The sequence below is a fragment of the Micromonospora sp. WMMB482 genome, assembly GCF_019038635.1.
Lineage (GTDB): Bacteria > Actinomycetota > Actinomycetes > Mycobacteriales > Micromonosporaceae > Micromonospora > Micromonospora marina.
Map to the genome: position 1 here is coordinate 947,922 of NZ_JAHOPD010000020.1, position 18,963 is coordinate 966,884.

The window sequence follows — 18,963 nt, forward strand, 5'->3', positions numbered from 1 at the left end:
CACCGGGAGGCAGCGTGGGCGCATCGGGCTGGAACTACTTCGTGGCGTATCGGCCCGATCCGCAGGCCGCGTTGAACGACCTGCGCCGACAGGTCTTCGCGGCCGGCGACTACTGGTGGGCGGTGCCGGGCGAGTTCACGTCCGCCGCCGACTTCCCGGACCGCCCCCGCAGCGAGGAGGAACTGTGGGCGGACGAGCGGGTCCAGGAGTCCGGCACGCACTCCGTCCTGGACATGACGCGGGTGCTGACCGACGGCGAGGAGCCCGGCTTCGGGACGTTCCAGCGGGTGACCGAGGCGGAGGCGCTGACCCGAGCGGGCGTCGCCAGGCCGACCCGCGCGCACGTCGAGGCGCTCGCGCCGCTGGCCGAGCAGCGCTGGTTCGGCAGGTACGCCGTACTGCACGACGACACTGGCGCCCCGACTGAGATCTACTTCTGGGGGTTCTCCGGCGACTAGGGTCAGCGCGCCGTTCCGGCGAGCAGCCACCGCCGGACGGACACCTCCAGCAGCACCCGCTCACCGTCCGGCGTGACCGGCTGCCGGATGTCCCATCCGCCGTACTTCTCCGCGAACGCCGCGACGACGGCGGGCGGGAAGCCGGCACGGTGCAGGCGGGCGACGCCCTCCGCCACGACCGGGTGCACGCCGTCCTCCAGGGCGAGTGAGACGCGCGGGTCGGCCGCCACGTTGCGGGCCTTGACGCTGCGCCCCTCGCAGCCGATCCACCAGACGTCGTCGGCGTAGACGAACCACACCGGCGTGACGTGCGGGGAGCCGTCCCGGCGCAGCGTGCAGAGCCAGACGTTGTGCTCGCGGGCCAGCCGGTCCGCGACGGCCGGCGGAAGCGGTGGGGTGGGAGACGAGGCCATGCGACAAGTGGATCAGGTACGCGCGGACGCGCGCTACCGGCTCACTCGCAGATGCGCCAATCCCCGTCCTCCTTGACCAGCGGGAACGCCTGCGTCACGTTGGTGCCGACCGCCGGGGTGAAGCGTACGGTCGCCGACCCGCTGACCCGGCCGTTGTTGTTCGACACGTTCAGTCCGACGATGTCGTAGCCGGTGAAGTCCGGCTGGGAGGACTGCTGCCGGGTGAAGTCCGCCTCGCTGACCCGGTCGCGCACGCGGGAGCAGAGCTGCCGGTACGCGGCCGGATAGTCGCGGTCGACGATCGCCCCGGAGAAGGTCTCGACAGCGGACCGTGCCGGGCCGGTGGCGTCCTGCACGGCCCGGAACAGAAGGAAGCCGCCGAGCACACCGCCTGAGCAGCAGATCGCCAGCACCACGCCGAGCACGACGAACAGGGTCCGCTTGGACTTCTTCGGCGGCACCATGGCCGGCTGGTATGCCATGCCCGGCAGGGTATGCGGGCCCGGCAACAGCAAAACCGGATGCCCGTCCTCCGATTCTCGGCGACCATCGGTCGATGCCCGCACACCGCCCGGCCGAACCGGACATCAGTCGCTACTACACCGAGGTCTACGCCGAGGCCGACCGGCTGGACGGGTCGCCGCAGGGCCGGTTGGAGGCACGGCGTACCCGGGGTCTGCTCGCCCGGCTGCTGCCCGCCGCACCGGCGAACGTGCTGGACGTCGGCGGCGGTCCCGGGGCGTACGCGGGCCCGCTCGCGGCGGCCGGTTACCGGGTGCACCTGGTCGACCTGGTGCCCGCGCACGTGGCGGCGGCGCGGTCCGCGTACCCGCTGGTGACCGCGTCGGTGGGTGACGCCCGCGCGTTGCCGTCGCCCGACGCGGCGGCGGACGCGACGCTGCTGCTCGGCCCGCTCTACCACCTGCCGCGGCAGGCCGACCGGGTGGCGGCGCTACGCGAGGCGGCGCGGGTTACCCGGCCGGGCGGGACGATCGTGGCGGCGGCGATCAGCCGCCACGCCGCGCTGATCGACCTGAGCGCGCAGGGCCGCGTGGACGAGCACAACCGGCGGTTGCTGCGCGCCGAGTACGAGACCGGCGTGAACGATCCGCGCACCGGCTTCACCACCGCGTTCTTCCATCGGCCGGAGGAACTGGCCGCCGACTTCGTCGCGGCCGGGCTGCCCACCCCCGAGGTGTACGGGGTGGAGGGTCCACTGTGGCCGTTGCTGAACGCGCTCCGCACCGGGTCGCACGAGCGGTTGTTCGCCGACGCGCTGGCCTGCGCCGAGACGTTCGAGCGGGATGCCGCGATCCTCGGCGCCAGCGCCCACCTGCTCGCCGCCGCGCGCCGCTGACCGGACCGCAGGCTGCTTGACGCCGGAGCGAGACTCGTCAAGCACCAAGGGTGACCAGTTGCGACAAAGCGTGTTATTCTCCAGCGTCAATCTTTGCCGCGCGGACCCGGCCGGGTCGCTGCCGGAAGGACATCTCCCCGATGCCGGTCGCTGCCGCCATGCCCCTGTCACGGGCCCCGCTGGCCCGCCCGGCGGGTGACGCGTTCAGCCTGATCTTCACCACCCTGCCGGCGCTGCTGCGGCTCACCTGCGGCCTGGTCGGCGCGGTGGTCGCGCTGTCGGTGCGTACGCCGCCGGTGCGGGTGGCGCTGCTGGTCCCCGCGATCGTCGTGCTGACCGCCTGGTCGGTCTGGTACGCGTTCCGCGCGTTCCGGCACGGCATCGGCGGCGCGCTGGTCGCCGGTGACGTGGCGCTGACCACCGCCGCCGCGCTCGCCGTCCCGTGGCTCGTCGCGCCGGAGGTGCTGCCGGGCGAGGCGAGCTGGATCGCGGTGCTGGCCAGCTCGACCGTCATCAACGCGCAGGCCACTGCCCCGGCCCGCTGGTCCGTGCCGGCCGCCCTGCTGGTCACCGCCGCGTACGTCACCGGCACCACGCTGGCCGGTGACCCGGTCGAGGCACGGGCGCACGCCGGGACGCTGCTGGTGCAGACCGGCAGTGCGGCGGTGATGACAGCGGTGATGCGCCGCCGGATCGCCCGCGCCGACGCCGCGTTCGCCGACTACCAGCGTCTGTCCCACGAGGCGGTGGTGGCGCGCGCCGCCCGCGAGGCCGAACGGCGGCAGAACCGCGACCTGCACGACACCATGCTGGGCACGCTCACCATGGTCGGCCTCGGCGCGGTACCCGACTCGGCGACGTTGCGCGAGCGGTGCGCGGACGATCTGCGTACCCTCTCCGCCCTGGCGGGCGCGCGGACCGCGTCCACGGCCGGCGAGACCAACCTGGACGAACGGCTGCGCGAGGTGCTCGCCGGGACGCCCGGGCCGGCGGTGACCGCGACGCTTGCGCCGTGCCGGCTGCCGGTGGAGGTCGCCACGGCGCTCGCCGACAGTGCCGCCGCCGCGCTGGCGAACGTGGCGCGGCACGCGCCGGGCGCGGCCGCGTCGCTGCGCCTGGCCCGCGAGGGCGGCACCGTCGTGGTCGAGGTGGTCGACGACGGTCCCGGTTTCGACCCGTCCGCGGTCCCGGCCCACCGGTACGGGCTGCGCGAGTCGATCCACGGGCGGATGAGCACTGTGGGCGGCCGGGCGCTGGTGACTTCCGCCCCTGGCGCCGGCACCCGGATTCGACTGGAGTGGTCCGATGGCGAGTGAGTCGGGTACGGCGGTGACGGCCGGCCCCGCGCTGCGCCCGCTGCCCCGGCCGCGGGCGGCGACGCGCTTCGGAGCGGCCACCGCCCCGCCGGAGGCGCACGCGGTGGCCGACGCGTCAGACGGTGGCGCGCGGATCGCCGCGATCGTCATCGCGGCGGCCTGGCACCTGGCGGTCACGCTGCCGGCCGTGTTGCGGGCGGGACCGGGGATGGCCGTCCCGGCCGTGGTGGCGGCGGGCTGGCTGGTGACCGCTCTGGTCGGGGTCGGGGCCGGTGTACGGCTGCTGCGCGGCGGACTGCCGGCGGCCGGGCCGCTGGCCGTGGCGCTGCTGGTGATCGACGCCGCGGTGGTCGCCGGGGCCGGCGAGCGGTTCCTGTTCAGCACCGCCAACTGGGTGTGGGGCGGCCTGGCCTGGTTCTTCCTGCTGGTGCTCTGGCGGCGGCCGGTGCGCTGGCTGCTGGTCATGCTCGCCGCGCACGGCACGATCGCGCTGGCGGCGGTGGTGCTGTACGGGGCGACCGACCCGGCCGACCTGAGCCGGGCCGCGATGTACCTCTACGGGACCTCCACCCTGCCGGTGGCCGTGTTCGTCGGCGCCGCGGCGCTCACCGCGCAGGCCCGGGACCGGGCGGCCACCGCGGCGGCGACGCTCGCCGTGGCGGCGGAGCAGGCGGCGGCCGAGCGGGCCCGCACCGAGCGGCAGGCACGGCTGGCGCTGGTCAGCGGCGCCGCCGAGGAGGTGCTGGCCGAACTCGCGGCGGGCGACGCCGACCCGGCCGACCCGGCGGTACGGCGGCGCGCGGTGCTGGCGGCGGCCCGGCTGCGCCGGCTCATCGCCGAGTCGGACGACGTGCCGGACGCGCTGCTGCACGAACTGCGCGCGGCGGCCGACCTGGCGGAGCGGAACGGGCTGCCGATCGACCTGGTGTCGGTAGGCACGCCACCGGAACTGCCGGTGGAGATCCGGCGCGGGCTGGCCGACCCGCTCACCGGGTCGCTCGCCGCCGCCGAGGGCTGGGCCCGGCTCACCGTGGTCGCGGGCCCGGACGAGGTGGTGGTCAGCCTGGTGACACCGGATCACGTCGGCCCGGACGAGCCGACGACCGGCGCGGACGGGCCGGTGGAACACCTGCACGAGCGGGACGGGGAGATCAGATGGACGCAGACCCGCTGGCGGCGAACGTGAACGCCGGAACCCCGATCGGGGTGGCGATCGTGGACGACCATCCGGTGGTGATCGACGGGGTGCGCGCCTGGCTGGCCGGCGAACCCCGGTTGCGGGTGCTGGCCACCGGCGACGACCCGGACGAGGTGCTGCGGGCCGCACCGGACGCCGAGGTGGTGCTGCTCGACCTTCGCCTGCACGGCCGGATGGTGCTGGACAAGCTGGCCGAGCTGAGCGCGGACGGGCGCCGGGTGGTGGTCTACTCCGAACACAGCGACCCGCAGACGATGCTCGCCGCGCTCGACGCCGGGGCGGTCGCCTTCCTGGCCAAGCACGAGGGACGCGAGCACTGCGTGGCCACGGTGCTGGCGGCGGCGAGCGACCGGCCGTACGTGCCGCCGGCGCTGGCCGGCGCGATGGTCGGTGACGCCCGCCCGGATCGTCCGTCCCTGTCGGACAAGGAGCGCGAGGCGCTGCTGCTGTGGTTCCAGTCGATGTCGAAGGCGTCGGTGGCGCGCCGGATGCAGATCAGCGAGCACACGGTGAAGCAGTACGTCGACCGTGCGCGGATCAAGTACACCCGAGCGGGGCGTCCGGCCGCCACGAAGGCGGCACTGCTCGCCCGGGCGATCGAGGACGGGCTCGTCCGACCGGAAGATATCGGCATCTACCGGTCGCAGGCGTCGGCCGACCGGCCGACCCCCTAACAGGTGTCATGACAGTCACCCCGGGAACCGGGCAGGCTCACCGGTACCGCCAACCGTCACCGGGAGGTCGTACCGTGCCGGAGGACGCCACACCCTTCTTCGTCGGACCGCATCGGTTCGACGCCGACGACGACCCCACCCGTCCCGTGCTCGACCGGCGCTACGAGTTGGTGCCCGAGCCGGGCGAACGCATGCTCGGGCAGCACTGCCTGCGTGTCACCGGTCACCTGCTCGGCCCGAGCGAGGACGTCCGCTGCTGGTCGCTGCCCGCCCCGGCGACTGTCACCGTGACCGAGCGCCGGCTGGCGTACGTCTGCACCGGATCCGAACTGTCTGTGGTCTCCGGGCGGGACGGCCGGACGGGTGCCCGGCACCGGCGTCCGGTCCGGCTGTCCCGCCTGGTCAGCGGCCAGATCCGCTGGCAGTGGCCGTCCCGGCTGGAGCTGGCCGAGGTGGGCGACGGCATCGGCGAGCTGCGCATCGTGTGCGACGCGCTGCGCACCATCCGGCAGCCGGCGCTGGCGCTGACCGGCCCGGTCGGTCCGGTCGCCGCGCTGGCCCGGCAGGTACGCCGCGCGGTGGCCGATTTCCGGCTTGCCAACGCCGAACTTGTGGATCTGTCCCCGCCGGAACGGGACGTCCTCGCCGTCCGGGTGGCCGCCTCCCCCGGCCCGACGCTGGGCACCGTGACGCTTCCGGGCTCGCTGCCGGTGGAGTTCCTGTCCCGCGACGACTACTACCGTCCGCCGGAGGCCGAGGCGTCGCCGTGGGCGTGGTCCGGCTTCCCCGCCCACGACCAGCCCGGTTCCGCCTGCTGAAGCTCCCCGTACGCGGTCGCGCGAACGGCGGCGGGCGAGACGCCCGACGATTGTTCGAGCCGGCTGAAGCCGACCGCGACACGAGGCGGCCCGCCCGCCCACCCTGCTACCGAGCTGGCAGGCCCACACGGTCCGGGCGCTGCCACCCCCGCCGGCCAGCCGATGCCGGCCGACGTCGCTGACTCGACCGCACTCCTGCTCCAGCGCCCATGGCGCACCGATCGTGCACCACTAGATGGGACAAACGTCCTGAATTATGAGATCGCCGTAGATCTTGGTAGGAAACGGCCCTATGGGGGCCCTTTCGTACCAAGATCTCCCGAGGGCGCAGGGCAAGCCCGCGCCCGCCGGGGGCGGCGCGGTCAGGAGGCGCTGCGGGTGCGGCGCTCGGACCGGTCCAGCTCGGCCGCCTCCTCCGGGGTCGGCGCGCTGCCGCCCAGGTGGGCCGGCTGCCACCAGGCGTCGTCCGGGCCGGACGGCTTGTCCGGGTACTCCCGCTGGGCCCGGTCGACGAGCGCCGACAGCCGGGTACGCAGGTCGGCGGTCATGACCGAGGCGTCCGGGTAGGCGGCCGGGTCCATCGGCTCGCCGACGACGATGGTGATCGGCGTGTGCCGGCGGGTCAGCGTGCGCGGGCGGCCCTTGGTCCACAGCCGCTGGGTGCCCCAGAGCGCTACCGGCAGCAGCGGCACGTTCGCCTCCTGCGCCATCCGGGCCGCGCCGTTCTTCAGGTCCTTCACCGTGAAGGAGCGGCTGATCGTCGCCTCCGGGAAGACGCCGACCACCTCGCCCCGGCGCAGCGCGGCGACCGCGGCGGCGTACGAGCCGGCGCCGGCGGCACGGTTGACCGGGATGTGCTTCATGCCGCGCATCAGCGGACCGGAGACGCGGTGCCGGAAGACGCTGTCCTTGGCCATGAACCGGACCAGCCGCCTGGCCGGGTGCGCGCCGTAGCCGCAGAAGATGAAGTCGAGGTAGCTCACGTGGTTGGACGCGAGGACGGCGCCGCCGGTGTGCGGCACGTGCTCGCTGCCGGACACGTCCAGGCGCAGGTCGAGGAGCCGGAACATCGTCTTCGCGGCGGTGATCACAGGGGGGTACACGAGTTCCGACATGTAGAAACTTTACCCCGGGTAGGTTACGCGACCGTAGGGCCGATCTGCCCTCGGCAGACCCGGGTCGCGCGCCGGCCCGGGCGCGGCGACGATGACGCCATGACCGAACGCGCGGTGCTGCTCTGGATCCACGGCGGAGGCTGGCGCGCCCGCGCCGAGGAGGACGGGGCCGCGCTCGCGTCCCTCGGGCTGCGCGTGGTCGGGGCCGCGTACCGGTTCTCCCACCAGGCACGCTGGCCGGCCCAGCTCGACGACGTGCGCGCCGCGGCCCGGGCCGCCCGGGCCGGGGCGCGCGGCCTGCCGCTGCTGGTGGGCGGCGACTCGGCCGGCGGGATGCTGGCCCTCCATCTCGGCCTGCGCGGGGTGGACCGGCCCGGCGACGTGGCGGGCGTACTCGCGTACTGGGCCCCCGTCGACCCGCTCGACCCGGAACAGCGGCGCCGGCGCGCGCCTGGCGACGACCCGTGGACCGACCTGCTGGGTCATCCGCCGGCCGCGGGCGATCCGGCCACCGTCGACGCGACAGTCGCCACCCACAGCGGCTCCGGCGTGCCGGTGCTGCTGGTCCAGGGGCGCGACGACGAGGCGGTGCCGGCCGCCCAGCCGGTCGAGTTGACCGGCCGGCTGCTCGCCGCCGGGCACCCGGCGCATCTGTGGCTCACGCACGGCGGTCACGCGCTCGACCTGGCCCGGCCCGACCTGCGCGCGACTGCCGCCGCGTTCCTGGACAACGTCCTGCCCACCGCCGCCGGCGACTAGGTTCGAGGCATGCCCGACCTCGCCGCGATCGTCATCCACTGCCGTGATCCCTACCTGCTGGCTCCGTTCTGGAGTGCGGTCACCGGGATGCCGGTGGTCGAGGCGGACCGGGTGAGGCTCACCGAGGGCACGCTCGCCCCGGCCGAGGCGGTGCTGCTGCGCGATCCGCACGGGCGGCGCCCGGACCTGTGGATCAGCCCCGCCGACATGCTGCCCGCGCCCGGCCGGATCCACCTCGACCTGGTCGGCGACGCCGAGGAGCGGGCCGCGGTCCTGGAGGCGGGCGCGACGGTCGTCCGCGAGCTGCCGCGCTGGACCGTGCTGGCCGACCCGGAGGGCAACGAGTTCTGCCTGCTCCCGCCGAACGAGGCCCACACCGCGTCGCCACCCGGGCACTGACCCGGCTCAGTCGGCCAGCTCGTCGAGGTCGAGGCGCCCACGGGCGAACGCGTCCACCCGGCCCCAGCGGCCCGGGATGTCCAGCACCTCGATCCGTCCCATGCCCACCGGCAGCCGCGGGTCGACCGCCAGGTGCTGTTCGTGCGGCTCCAGACCCAGCATCGTGCGCAAGAGCAGCAACGGCGCACCCGTGGACCAGGCCTGCGGGCTGCACGCGGTCGGGTACTCCACCGGGAACTTGGTCAGCTCGCGCTGGTAGCCGCCGAACGCCTCCGGCAGCCGGCCGTCGAAGTAGGTGGCCGCGTCGAGGATGCCGTTGGCCACGGTGGCGGCCTCCTCGGCGAAGCCGTACCGGCGCAGGCCCCAGGCGACGAACGAGTTGTCGAACGGCCAGATCGTGCCGTTGTGGTAGCCGATCGGGTTGTAGCGGACCTCGCCCTCGGCCAGCGTCCGCACCCCCCAGCCGGACCAGAGCCGGGGGCCGACCAGATGCTCGGCGATCTTCGGCGCCCGCTCGTCGTCCACGATCCCGCTCCACAGGAGGTGGCCGATGTTGGAGCTGAGCACGTCGCACTGGCGTCCGTCCGGGTCCAGCGCCAGCGCGTAGAAGCCGCGGTCGGCGACCCACCAGTCGGCGTTGAAGCGCCGCTTCAGCTCCGCCGCCTCGCGTTCCAGTTGATCGGCGTACACGGGGTCGCCCCAGAACTCCCGGGCCATCCGGGCGGCCCGCATCTTCGCGTCGTACGCGTACCCCTGCACCTCGCAGGTGGCCCGCGGGAACGGCGGCAGCGTGCCGTCGGCGTACGAGATGGAGTCCCACGAGTCCTTCCAGCACTGGTTCTCCAGGCCGGTGTCGGTGTTGCGCCGCTCGTACCAGATGTAGCCGTTGCCGAGCAGGTCGGCGTAGTCGTCGATCCACTTCAGCGCGGCCCGGCACTCCTGTTCCATCTCCTTGACCAGCGCACCGTCGCCGCTCCACCGCTCGTACTCGTCGAGCAGCACCACGAACAGCGGGGTCGCGTCCACCGAGCCGTAGTACGGCGAGTGCGGCTGCTCCTCGAACGCGGCGGTCTCGCCGTACCGCATCTCGTGCAGGATCCGGCCCGGATCCTCGTCCCGGAAGTCGTCGAACCGGGTGCCCTGAAGTGCGGCGAGGATGCGCAGCGTGGTCTTCGACATGTCCGGCGCGAACGGCAGCACCTGGAGGCAGGTGAGGATGCTGTCCCGGCCGAACATGGTCATGAACCAGGGCAGGCCGGCTGCGGGCAGCGTCTGCCCGCCGAGCGACAGCGGTGAGAACCGCAGCGCCGCGAGGTCGACCAGGCTCCGCCGGTACGTCGCGGCGAGTTCCTCGTGCTCGCTGTTCACCTTCGGGGCCCGGCTGATCCACTCCTCCAGGTCGTGCTGGAGCGCGAGCCGCTCGGTGCCGTGCGCGCGCAGTCCCAATCGCAGGTCCCGGCCGGCGGGGCCGATCGCGAACGTCTGCACGTCGATGACGGCGTCCCACTGCTCGTTGGGTTCCAGCCGGATGCTCCAGGCGAAGCCCCGCTGGTCGTAGCGGGCCGGCTGGTCGGCGGAGACGATCGTCTCCCGCCGGAAGTTGCCGCGCCGGTAGCCCAGGCGCAGCCGGTCCGACTCGGCCTCGGCGTACTGTTCGCCCTTCTTGTTCAGAATCTCGTCCTTGACCTGGAACAGGTCGGCGAAGTCGGACCCCGCGTCCATCCGGATCTGCAGGTCGACCGCCTTCTCGTCGTGGTTGAGGATGGTCAGCGTCTCGCGGAAGCTGCCGCCGACCGCCCGCTCCCGGATGATCGACAGCTTCGCGTCGACGTAGTGCGTGGCCATGCCGGGCACCAGGAAGAACCGGGCCTCGTAGTACTGGAGGTCGTCGTAGGACAACGCGTTGAGCCGCTCGCCGTTGACGGTGAGCACCCACTTCGACAGGTACCGCGTGTCGAGCGAGAACAGGCCGGTCGGCTCGTTCGGTGTGGCCTCGATGTCGCCGGTGTCCTCGCTGACCACGAACGTGTTGCCGTCCAGGATCCGGACGGTGTTGTTCCCGGGCATCAGGCACCCCTCCCGCTGAACGTGTGGTGCGGTCCGCGGGAGTCCGGCGGACCGGGGAAGACCCGCTCGACCTGCAACACGAGCCGCAGGTCACCGACGACTGTCATGTCACCGCGCAGCAGCGCCGCGATGGCGTTCTCCTCACCGCCGATCAGCTCGGCGAACAGGCGCGGCTCGGTGCCGACCACCGTGTCCGCCTCGCCGTCCGCCTGCCGGACCCGCAGCCTGCCGTGATCGATCTCCAGCACCCAGTGCGTGGTGTGCGGGCCCTCGTGCAGGTCGAAGCGGAGCGTTCCGGATGTCTTGGCCAGCAGGGGCTCGAACCCCCGCCGATCCAGGTCCTCGAAGAATCTCGTGGTCATGTCCACCATCCGAGCGACTCCTCCCGCGTCCGCGGTCCACCTGTCCGAGGCCCGTGTCCCCACCGGATCCGGGGCCAACCTCGCCCGAATCGGGTGAGCGCGGCACCGTCGCGACGCGCGACGCCGGCCCCCGAACCGGGAGCCGGCGTCATCGCGGCGAACAGGCCTAGTTGTTGGGGTCGTCGGCGCTGATGTCCGCGAGCACCGACTGGGGTTCCCGCTCCACCGCCAGGTCACCCATGGATATCAGGCCGACCAGACGCCCGTCGTCGACCACCGGGAGGCGGCGGACCGCGTACGTGCGCATCAGGTCGGCGGCGGCCACGGCGTCGTCGTACTGGCTGACCGTCACCACGTCCTTGGTGGTGATCTGGTTGAGCCGGGTGGCGGTGGGGTCCATGTTCTCGGCCACGCCCCGTACCGTGATGTCCCGGTCCGTCACGATGCCGACCACGTCGTCGCCGTCGGTCACCACCACGTCGCCGATGGCACTGTCGCGCATCTCCTGCGCGGCGGCCATGAGCGTGTCGTTGCCGTCCATCGTCACCAACCGGGTCGTCATGAACTCTCCGACCGTTGTCATGGTGCTCCCCTCTCGGTGTCGGCACCGCGGTCTACCCGCCGCCGCGGGCGGGGTAACGCGTGTGTCACCGGCGGCGGCGCAGGCGCCGGCGCAGGTCGTAGAAGCCGTTGCTGGACAGCCCGTAGAAGACCGGCAGGAGCAGGAGCACCACGAGCGCCGCCGGGATGCTCAGCAGCACGCCCACCAGACCGGCGATCGCGTACGCGAACACGCCGAGCAGCGCCCGGACGCGTTCGGCCGCGAAGAACCGGGCGGGAACGTGCGGCTCCAGCAGTTCCCGGTGCCGGCTCAGGTAGTGGTAGAGCCACAGCCAGGTGATGGACAGGATCACGCCGACGAGCGCGTACGCGGACACCGCGACCCGCTCGTCGAAGACGTCGCCCTCTTCCACGGCCCGGGAGACGAGCGCAGTGACGAACGGCAGCAGCGCCACGCTGAACAGCACGCCGAGGTTCGCCCAGTGCAGTCCCCGGTCGGCGCAGCGGACCCGGTGGAACGTCCCCTTGTGGTTCAGCCAGTTGACCGCCACGTACAGGTAGGACGTGACGTAGGCGAGGTAGACCGGCCACTGGTCGAGCAGCGCGCGCAGCATCCCGCCCGGTGCCGTCTCGGGCACCCGCAGGTCCAGCACCAGCAGCGTGATGACGATGGCGAAGACCCCGTCGCTGAACCCGATCGCCCGGCCGGTGTCCGGGAGGATCCCGGCGTCACCGGTGTCTCCTTCGGCCGCCATCGGCACCTCCGCCCTCGCCGGCGCGGAACGGCCGGCGACCCGGCATACCCGCTGTGCGGGCGTCCGTGCCGGGTGGCCCGGGCACGGACGCCCGGCGGGTCAGCGCTCGGCGGCGACCAGCTCGGCGAGCTGCACGGCGTTCAGCGCCGCGCCCTTGCGCAGGTTGTCGTTGGCGCAGAACAGCGCGAGCCCGTACTCGACGGTCTCGTCGGCCCGGATCCGGCCGACGTACGTCGGGTCCTGGCCGGCCGCCTCCAGCGGCGTCGGCACGTCCCGCAGCGCCACGCCGGGCGCGCCGTCGAGCAGCTCACGGGCCCGGGCCGGGTCGATCGGCCGGGCGAACCGGGCGTTGATCTGCAACGAGTGGCCGGTGAAGACCGGCACCCGCACGCACGTGCCGGAGACCTTCAGCCCGGGGATCTCCAGGATCTTGCGGCTCTCGTTGCGCAGCTTCTGCTCCTCGTCCGTCTCGAAGGAGCCGTCGTCGACGATCGAACCGGCCAGCGGGAGCACGTTGAAGGCGATCGGACGGGCGAACGAGCGCGGCGCCGGGAACTCCACCGCCCGGCCGTCGAAGGCGAGCGAAGCGGCGTCCCCGGCCACCTTGCGGACCTGCTCGTCCAGTTCCGCCACACCGGCCAGGCCGGCGCCGGAGACCGCCTGGTAGGTGGCGACGACCAGGCTGACCAGCCCGGCCTCGTCGTGCAGCGGGCGCAGCACCGGCATGGCGGCCATCGTGGTGCAGTTCGGGTTGGCCACGATGCCCTTCGGGCGGTCCGCGATCGCGTGCGGGTTGACCTCGGCCACCACCAGCGGCACCTGCGGATCCATCCGGAACGCCGAGGAGTTGTCGATCACCACGGCGCCGGCCTCGGCGACCCGGGGAGCCAGCTCCTTCGCAGTGCCCTTGCCCGCCGAGAAGAGCACGATGTCCAGGCCGCGGTAGTCCGCGGTGGCCGCGTCCTCCACGGTGACCTCGCCGTCGCGCCAGGGCAGCGTGCGCCCGGCCGACCGGACCGAGGCGAACAGGCGCACCTGCTCCGCCGGGAACTCGCGCTCCGCCAGCACCTGCCGCATGACGCCACCGACCTGACCGGTGGCTCCCACAATGCCGATCCTCATGCCCGCGAGGCTACCCAGCCGGGCGGTGCGGGTGGGAAACGTTTCCCACCGCGCGGATGCGGGGCGACGGGAATCACAGGCCCGCCGCCCCGCCCGGTCACGTGTGGTCGACCACCTCGCCGAGACCGCTGGCGACCAGCTCGTCCCGGATGACCGCCGCGTCCCCCTCGATCACCAACGTCAGCGACTCGGGGTGCAGGTAGGTCGCGGCCGCCGCGGAGACGTCCTCGACGGTCGCCGCGAGCAGTTGCTCCCGCAGCCGCGCGTGGTAGTCGTCCGGCAGGTCGTGCACGACCAGCGTGCTCAGGGCCGCGGCGATGGCCCGCGGGCTCTGCAACTCGACCGAGAGCTGCCCGGCCCGCCAGGAACGCGCCACCTCCAGCTCGTCCTCGGTGACGCCGGTCAGCTGGGTGCGTGAGATCTCGCCCACCGACTCGACGAGCGCCGGCGCGGTCACCGCGGTCTGCACGCCGGAGCTGACCGCGAACCGGCCGAACCGTCGGGACGAGGCGAAGTCCCCCCGGATCCCGTACGTGTAGCCGCGTACCTCGCGGATCAGGTGGTTGAGCCGGGACGTGAACGCGCCGCCGAGCACGGTGCCGGCGAGCGTCATCGGCACGTGGTCGGGGTGGGCGCGGTGCGGGGACGGGTGGCCCAGCCGCAGCGTCGACTGCACCGAGCCGGGCCGGTCCACCAGGATGATCCGCCGCTGCCCGGCCAGCGGCACGTCGATCGGGCCGCCGCGTTCCACCGGACCGCCGCCGGCGCCGGCGAACGCCGTCGCGGCGAGCGCGTCCAGGTCGATCCGCTCCAGGTCACCGGCGACGACGAGCGTGCCGGGGCGGATGAACCACTCCGAGTGGAAGACGGTGACGTCGTCCACCTCCAGCGCGGCGACGCTGTCCGGGTCGCCGTAGAGCGGGCGGCCCCACCGGTGCTGCGCGCCGAACAGCTCGGCCCGCAACACCGCGTCGGCACGCGGGCCCGGGTTGGCCCAGTCCATCCGCAGCGCGGTGGCCTCGTCGTCGCGTACGCGCAGCACGTCGGCCGGGTCGAGCCGGGGCGTACGGACCGCCTCGGCCAGCAGCTCCACGGCGGCGGTCAGCCGGTCCACCGGCACCTGCACGCTCACCTGGAACGAGTCCCAGTCCAGCCCGGTCGCCAGCTCGGTGCCGAGCGCCTCGATGGCCAGCGCGTACGCGGTGGCGTCCCGCTGCGCGGTGCCCTCCTCCAGCGCCTTGGCCAGCACCGCCCCGAGGCCCTCCTTGCCGACCGGCTCCCGGCCCGCGCCGCCGTCGAGCAGCAGCAACGCGACGGCGAGGTTCTGCCCGGGCAGGTGCGCGGCGACCACCTGGCCGCCGGCCGCCGACCGCCGGACCACCTGCGGGAACCGGTAGGCGCGGGCGGCGCCGGGGCCGGGACGGGTGGTGATCAGCGACATCAGTTCTCCTCGGGCAGGTAGGTCAGGATCACCCGGTCGGCGGCGCCGAGCAGTTCGGCGGCCTGCTCGGCGATCTGCTCCGCGGTCACCGCGAGCCAGGCCGGCAGCCGGTCGGCCGCACGGGCCGGGTCGCCGAACTGGGTGGCGTACCGGCCGAGCGTGTCGGCCCGGCCGTCGACAGTGGACATCTGCCGCCACCACATCGTGCTCAGCAGCGCCTTGGCGCGGTCCAGCTCGGCGGCGGTCACCGGCACGGTGGCCAACTCGTCGACCACGGCGGCCAGCCCGTCGCGCAGCCGCTCGGCGCTCACCCCGGGACGAGCCGTGGCGGTGGCGATCAGCGGGGCGGGCGCGTGCGCCAGGTCCACCCCGTACGCGCCGACCAGGTCCGGCTGGGCGATCCGCTCCCCGTCGGCGAGCCGCTGGTAGAGGCGGCTGCCCCGGCCGCTGCCGAGCACGGTGCCCAGCACAGTGGTCACGTCGTACCCCTGGGTGCCGAACGGGTGGGTGCGGTGCGCGACGTAGACGCGGGGGGCGGGCACGTCGGCGGTGACCGTCTCCACCGCCGGGCGGCCGGTGGCCGGCACGGTCCGGCCGTCCGGCGCGGCCGGGATGTCGGCGCGCGCGGCGAGGCCGCCGAAGTACTTGTCGGCGAGCGCGAACACCTCCGCCGCCTCCGTGTCGCCGACCACTGTGAGGACGGCGTTGTTCGGCGCGTAGTAGGTGCTGTGGAACTCCTGGAAGGTGGCCAGGTCGGCGGCGTTCAGGTCGGCCATCGACCCGATCGTCGCGTGGTGGTACGGGTGGCCGGGCGGGTAGAGCAGCGGCAGCAGGCGCAGCCACGCGTCGCCGTACGGCACGTTCTCGTAGCGCTGCCGGCGCTCGTTCTTCACCACGTCGCGCTGGTTGTCCAGCGTCTCCTGGGTCAGCGCCGGAACGAGCCCGCCCATCCGGTCGGCCTCCAGCCAGAGCGCCAGTTCCAGGTGCTCGGCCGGGACCGTCTCGAAGTAGTTGGTCCGATCCGGGTTGGTGGTCGCGTTGAGCGAGCCGCCCGCGCCCTGGATCAGCTTCATGTGCTCGGTCTTCGCCACGTTCACCGAGCCCTCGAACATGAGGTGCTCGAAGAGGTGGGCGAAGCCGGTCTGTCCCGCCGGCTCGTGGCGTGAGCCCACGTCGTACCAGAGGTTGACCGCCACGGCCGGGGCGGTGCGGTCCTCGCTCACCACCACACGCAGGCCGTTGTCCAGTCGGGTCGTCTCGATCGGCCAGGGGAAACCGCTGTCGGGCATGAGACGACGCTATCCGATCTCGGAGGCGGAAAGGTGACACGCGCGCCGGAGCATCGTCGGTGCCCGCCGGGGTACCCGTGCGGGCATGGCCGCCACCACACCCTCCGCCGTCGAGCGCGCCGCCGCCGCGCTGGCCCGGCTCCGGCATTCCCGGCTGCTGCACCCCGCCGGGCGCACGTTCGCCGGCCAGGCCCGGATCTGGGGTACGCCGGGACCGCCGACCGGGGTGCCGATGCTCGACCTGCCGGGCCGGTGGCCGGCCACGATCCGCCTGTCCAAGGGCGTGCCGACGCCGGGCCGCTGGCCGGACGTGCTGGGCGTGGCGGTCCGGCTGCACCGCGACCCGGAGCCGCCGGTGGACCTGCTGTGGAGTTCCAGCGGCGCCGCGCCGGTGCTGCGGAACCTACCGGTACCCCGGCGTCGCTTCACCGGGACGTACACGTCGATCATGCCGTTCCGGGCCGACGGACGGCGGCTGTTCCTGGCCGTGCTGGCCGACCCGGAGTCACCCGACCTGGGTCGCGGCCTGGCCGAGGCGGGCGCGGCGGTCGCGGCCGACGAGCCGCGGCTGGTGCTGGCGGTGGCGTCGGCGGTGGGCCGGTGGCGGCCGTTCGGCGAGGTACGCCTCGACGACGAGCGCGGCGCCGCCGAGGACGCCGCGCTCGCGTTCGACCCGATCGGCAACGTGCCGCCGGGGTTGCGCCTGACCGGCCCGCTGGCCCGGCTGCGGGACGACAGTTACCGGGGTTCCCGCCGGGGCCGGGGCGCGGCGCTCAGTCGGGCGGCTCGACGGGGGTGACGGTCTGCTCGGAGGTGCGGTGCTCAAGCACCGTGTCGGGGGCGGCGTTCTGGTCCGCCTCGCGGATGTCGGACTCGGTGAGGATGGCGTCGGCCTGCGCCTGGGCGTCGTCGCTGCCCGCCGCCGCCTCCTCCGGCAGCAGATGCGCTCGGGACTCGATCCGTTCCTGGTCGCTCTGATGGTGACTCATGACTGTTCCCATACCCCGCGTTCCAGTGTTCGGAACGACAGCGGGACTTCCGGCGCGCGTCGGGTACGCTGGCCGACGTGACGCGGTCGTATCGATGGTTTAGGCAGCCGGCTGGAGGAGCCGGTGACTCGACCATGAGCTGACGTCACCACCTCTTCGAGCCGGCCGGGCAGGGATCTTTTCCCTGCCCTTTCGTATGCGAGCAGCCGGCTCGATCCCCCGGACCCGGCACGGGGGGCACGGTCGGCGGAAGGAATCCCCACCGTGACCACGTCCCAGGACGCCCATCGGGTCATCGACCAGCGCATCGACCGTGTGGTGCCGCTGACCACCCCGGCCCTGCTGCACCACCACCTGCCGCTCGACACCCCGCTGGCCGAGGCCGTCGTGGCGGGCCGGCGGGCCGTCGGCCGGGTGCTGGACCGCGCCGACGACCGGCTGCTCGTCGTCGTCGGCCCCTGCTCCGTGCACGACCCGGCCGCCGCCCTGGAGTACACGGGCCGGCTGCGCGAGACCGCCGCCCGGGTCGCCGACGACCTGCTCGTGGTGATGCGTGTCTACTTCGAGAAGCCGCGCTCGACGGTGGGCTGGAAGGGCCTGATCAACGACCCGGCGCTGGACGGCTCCGGCGACGTGAACACGGGCCTGCGTACCGCGCGGGCGCTCCTGCTCGACGTGCTGCGGCTGGGCCTGCCGGTGGGCTGCGAGTTCCTCGACCCGATCACCCCGCAGTACATCGCGGACACGGTGGCCTGGGGCGCGATCGGCGCGCGGACGGTGGAGAGCCAGGTGCACCGGCAGCTCGCCTCCGGATTGTCCATGCCGATCGGCATGAAGAACCGCCCGGACGGCAGCATCGCCACCGCCGTGGACGCGATCCGGGCCGCCGGTGTGCCGCACGTCTTCCCCGGCATCGACGTCTCCGGCACCCCGGCGATCATGCACACCCGGGGCAACGCGGACGGGCACCTGGTGCTGCGCGGCGGTGGCGGCCGGCCGAACTACGACGCGGAGTCGGTGGCCGGGGCGCTGGAGCTGCTGCGGGCGGCGGGACTGCCGGAGCGGGTGGTGGTCGACGCCAGCCACGCCAACAGCGGCAAGGACCACCGCAACCAGCCGCTCGTCGCCGCCGACGTGGCCGCGCAGCTCGCCGCCGGCCAGCGCGGGATCGTCGGGATCATGCTGGAGAGCTTCCTCGTGCCCGGCCGGCAGGACCTGGACCCGACCCGGGAGCTGGCGTACGGCCAGTCGGTCACCGACGCCTGCATCGGCTGGGACACCACCGCCGAGGTCCTGGACCACCTGGCCCAGGCCGTCCGGGCCCGCCGGGCCACGCTCCCGGCACCGGCCTGAGCGGGGTTGGGCAGCGTTTGACCGGTTCGGTGCCGGGTAGGTGGTCGGCGTGACCGATGACGCGCCCGTGACGGAGCAGCCCGACACCAGGCCGCTCGACGACCTGCTCGACGACATCTACCACGGCCAGGAGCGGATCACCCAGGCGGACATCTACCGCCGGGCGGTGGCCGCCGAACTCCCGGCGGAGCTGCTCACCCGGATCGCCGCGCTCCCGCAGGGCGAGTACGCGGCGGACGAGGCGGCGGATCTGCTGGGCGGCACGGTCGCCTGAGCCCCCGGAAGACCGAGAGGACGCGACATGACCGACCGCAACCCCGACCACGAGCACCTGGCGGCCCTCGGCCAGCCCCCGGAGGGCGTCGACACGCTGCCGGAGCCGGACTTCGCCAACGAGCACGACCGCACCGCCGTGGACCGCGAGATCATCACCGGCGAGGACGAGGACGAGCGGGAACCGGAGGCGTCGCGCGGCTGGGCCGGCGAGGACCACGGCACCACCCCCACCTGACGGTGG

Annotated in this window: 23 protein-coding genes; 12 read left to right on the top strand and 11 right to left on the bottom strand. The window is 73.7% G+C overall.

Going from position 1 to position 18,963, the window contains the following annotated elements:
* The first annotated feature begins 14 nt into the window (after nucleotides 1-14).
* On the top strand, nucleotides 15-458 hold the full coding sequence (locus KSK32_RS05300; protein WP_216929040.1) for a hypothetical protein: 444 nt from the start codon (nucleotides 15-17) through the stop codon (nucleotides 456-458).
* A gap of 2 nt (nucleotides 459-460) precedes the next feature.
* On the opposite strand, the gene KSK32_RS05305 is transcribed toward KSK32_RS05300, so the two are convergent.
* Both KSK32_RS05305 and KSK32_RS05310 read right to left on the bottom strand, forming a co-directional pair.
* On the bottom strand, nucleotides 461-871 hold the full coding sequence (locus KSK32_RS05305; protein ID WP_216929042.1) for a TIGR03618 family F420-dependent PPOX class oxidoreductase: 411 nt from the start codon (nucleotides 869-871) through the stop codon (nucleotides 461-463).
* A 41-nt stretch (nucleotides 872-912) separates the two neighbouring features.
* Nucleotides 913-1,353: a hypothetical protein gene (locus KSK32_RS05310; protein ID WP_216929044.1), complete on the bottom strand. Its 441-nt coding sequence runs from the start codon at nucleotides 1,351-1,353 to the stop codon at nucleotides 913-915.
* Between the two features lie 74 nt (nucleotides 1,354-1,427).
* Between KSK32_RS05310 and KSK32_RS05315 the strand changes: the two genes are divergently transcribed.
* From KSK32_RS05315 to KSK32_RS05335, 5 genes are all read left to right on the top strand, one after another.
* A complete protein-coding gene (locus tag KSK32_RS05315; protein ID WP_216929047.1) occupies nucleotides 1,428-2,228 on the top strand; it encodes a class I SAM-dependent methyltransferase in 801 nt (266 codons plus the stop codon).
* A gap of 140 nt (nucleotides 2,229-2,368) precedes the next feature.
* A complete protein-coding gene (locus KSK32_RS05320) occupies nucleotides 2,369-3,544 on the top strand; it encodes an ATP-binding protein (protein WP_216929049.1) in 1,176 nt (391 codons plus the stop codon).
* On the top strand, nucleotides 3,534-4,730 hold the full coding sequence (locus tag KSK32_RS05325) for a hypothetical protein (RefSeq protein WP_216929050.1): 1,197 nt from the start codon (nucleotides 3,534-3,536) through the stop codon (nucleotides 4,728-4,730). The genes KSK32_RS05320 and KSK32_RS05325 overlap by 11 nt, the downstream gene beginning before the upstream one ends.
* Nucleotides 4,700-5,416 (top strand): response regulator transcription factor, encoded by a 717-nt coding sequence (locus tag KSK32_RS05330; protein WP_216929052.1) that lies wholly within the window; start codon nucleotides 4,700-4,702, stop codon nucleotides 5,414-5,416. The genes KSK32_RS05325 and KSK32_RS05330 overlap by 31 nt, the downstream gene beginning before the upstream one ends.
* Before the next feature lie 74 nt (nucleotides 5,417-5,490).
* Nucleotides 5,491-6,234, top strand: a complete 744-nt coding sequence (locus tag KSK32_RS05335; protein ID WP_216929054.1) for a hypothetical protein — start codon at nucleotides 5,491-5,493, stop codon at nucleotides 6,232-6,234.
* Nucleotides 6,235-6,596: 362 nt separating this feature from the next.
* Here the strand turns inward: KSK32_RS05335 and KSK32_RS05340 are convergent, their stop codons facing one another.
* Nucleotides 6,597-7,349, bottom strand: coding sequence for a 1-acyl-sn-glycerol-3-phosphate acyltransferase (locus KSK32_RS05340; RefSeq protein ID WP_216929055.1), 753 nt, complete (start codon nucleotides 7,347-7,349; stop codon nucleotides 6,597-6,599).
* Between the two features lie 99 nt (nucleotides 7,350-7,448).
* Here KSK32_RS05340 and KSK32_RS05345 point away from each other — a divergent pair, with 99 nt between their 5' ends.
* Entirely contained in the window at nucleotides 7,449-8,108 is a 660-nt protein-coding gene (locus tag KSK32_RS05345; protein WP_216929058.1) for an alpha/beta hydrolase, read from the top strand.
* Between the two features lie 9 nt (nucleotides 8,109-8,117).
* A complete protein-coding gene (locus KSK32_RS05350) occupies nucleotides 8,118-8,507 on the top strand; it encodes a VOC family protein (RefSeq protein ID WP_216929060.1) in 390 nt (129 codons plus the stop codon).
* 6 nt (nucleotides 8,508-8,513) lie between these two features.
* On the opposite strand, the gene KSK32_RS05355 is transcribed toward KSK32_RS05350, so the two are convergent.
* From KSK32_RS05355 to KSK32_RS05385, 7 genes are all read right to left on the bottom strand, one after another.
* Nucleotides 8,514-10,574 (bottom strand): glycogen debranching N-terminal domain-containing protein, encoded by a 2,061-nt coding sequence (locus KSK32_RS05355; RefSeq protein ID WP_216929062.1) that lies wholly within the window; start codon nucleotides 10,572-10,574, stop codon nucleotides 8,514-8,516.
* Nucleotides 10,574-10,945: an SCP2 sterol-binding domain-containing protein gene (locus KSK32_RS05360; RefSeq protein WP_216929064.1), complete on the bottom strand. Its 372-nt coding sequence runs from the start codon at nucleotides 10,943-10,945 to the stop codon at nucleotides 10,574-10,576. The genes KSK32_RS05355 and KSK32_RS05360 overlap by 1 nt, the downstream gene beginning before the upstream one ends.
* 157 nt (nucleotides 10,946-11,102) lie before the next feature.
* Nucleotides 11,103-11,519: a CBS domain-containing protein gene (locus KSK32_RS05365; protein ID WP_216927949.1), complete on the bottom strand. Its 417-nt coding sequence runs from the start codon at nucleotides 11,517-11,519 to the stop codon at nucleotides 11,103-11,105.
* Between the two features lie 64 nt (nucleotides 11,520-11,583).
* Nucleotides 11,584-12,252: a TMEM175 family protein gene (locus KSK32_RS05370; RefSeq protein WP_216927948.1), complete on the bottom strand. Its 669-nt coding sequence runs from the start codon at nucleotides 12,250-12,252 to the stop codon at nucleotides 11,584-11,586.
* A gap of 99 nt (nucleotides 12,253-12,351) precedes the next feature.
* Nucleotides 12,352-13,374, bottom strand: coding sequence for an aspartate-semialdehyde dehydrogenase (locus KSK32_RS05375; protein WP_216929071.1), 1,023 nt, complete (start codon nucleotides 13,372-13,374; stop codon nucleotides 12,352-12,354).
* Between the two features lie 97 nt (nucleotides 13,375-13,471).
* Nucleotides 13,472-14,815, bottom strand: coding sequence for a pitrilysin family protein (locus KSK32_RS05380; protein WP_216929073.1), 1,344 nt, complete (start codon nucleotides 14,813-14,815; stop codon nucleotides 13,472-13,474).
* A complete protein-coding gene (locus KSK32_RS05385; protein WP_216929075.1) occupies nucleotides 14,815-16,104 on the bottom strand; it encodes a pitrilysin family protein in 1,290 nt (429 codons plus the stop codon). Before KSK32_RS05385 ends, KSK32_RS05380 begins: the two co-directional genes overlap by 1 nt.
* Before the next feature lie 85 nt (nucleotides 16,105-16,189).
* On the opposite strand from KSK32_RS05385, the gene KSK32_RS05390 reads away from it, so the two are divergent.
* Complete coding sequence (locus tag KSK32_RS05390; protein WP_216929077.1) at nucleotides 16,190-16,903, top strand: phosphodiesterase; 714 nt, start codon at nucleotides 16,190-16,192, stop codon at nucleotides 16,901-16,903.
* Here KSK32_RS05390 and KSK32_RS05395 read toward each other — a convergent pair.
* Complete coding sequence (locus KSK32_RS05395; RefSeq protein ID WP_216929079.1) at nucleotides 16,878-17,093, bottom strand: hypothetical protein; 216 nt, start codon at nucleotides 17,091-17,093, stop codon at nucleotides 16,878-16,880. The genes KSK32_RS05390 and KSK32_RS05395 overlap by 26 nt on opposite strands.
* 255 nt (nucleotides 17,094-17,348) lie before the next feature.
* Between KSK32_RS05395 and KSK32_RS05400 the strand changes: the two genes are divergently transcribed.
* From KSK32_RS05400 to KSK32_RS05410, 3 genes are read left to right on the top strand one after another with little or no spacing between them, the layout of a single operon-like run.
* The gene (locus KSK32_RS05400) at nucleotides 17,349-18,446 is read left to right on the top strand and encodes a 3-deoxy-7-phosphoheptulonate synthase (protein ID WP_216935827.1); all 1,098 of its coding nucleotides are present in this window, start codon (nucleotides 17,349-17,351) and stop codon (nucleotides 18,444-18,446) included.
* A 40-nt stretch (nucleotides 18,447-18,486) separates the two neighbouring features.
* On the top strand, nucleotides 18,487-18,720 hold the full coding sequence (locus KSK32_RS05405; protein ID WP_018786980.1) for a hypothetical protein: 234 nt from the start codon (nucleotides 18,487-18,489) through the stop codon (nucleotides 18,718-18,720).
* A gap of 27 nt (nucleotides 18,721-18,747) precedes the next feature.
* A complete protein-coding gene (locus KSK32_RS05410; RefSeq protein WP_216929081.1) occupies nucleotides 18,748-18,957 on the top strand; it encodes a hypothetical protein in 210 nt (69 codons plus the stop codon).
* The last annotated feature ends 6 nt before the right edge of the window (nucleotides 18,958-18,963 follow it).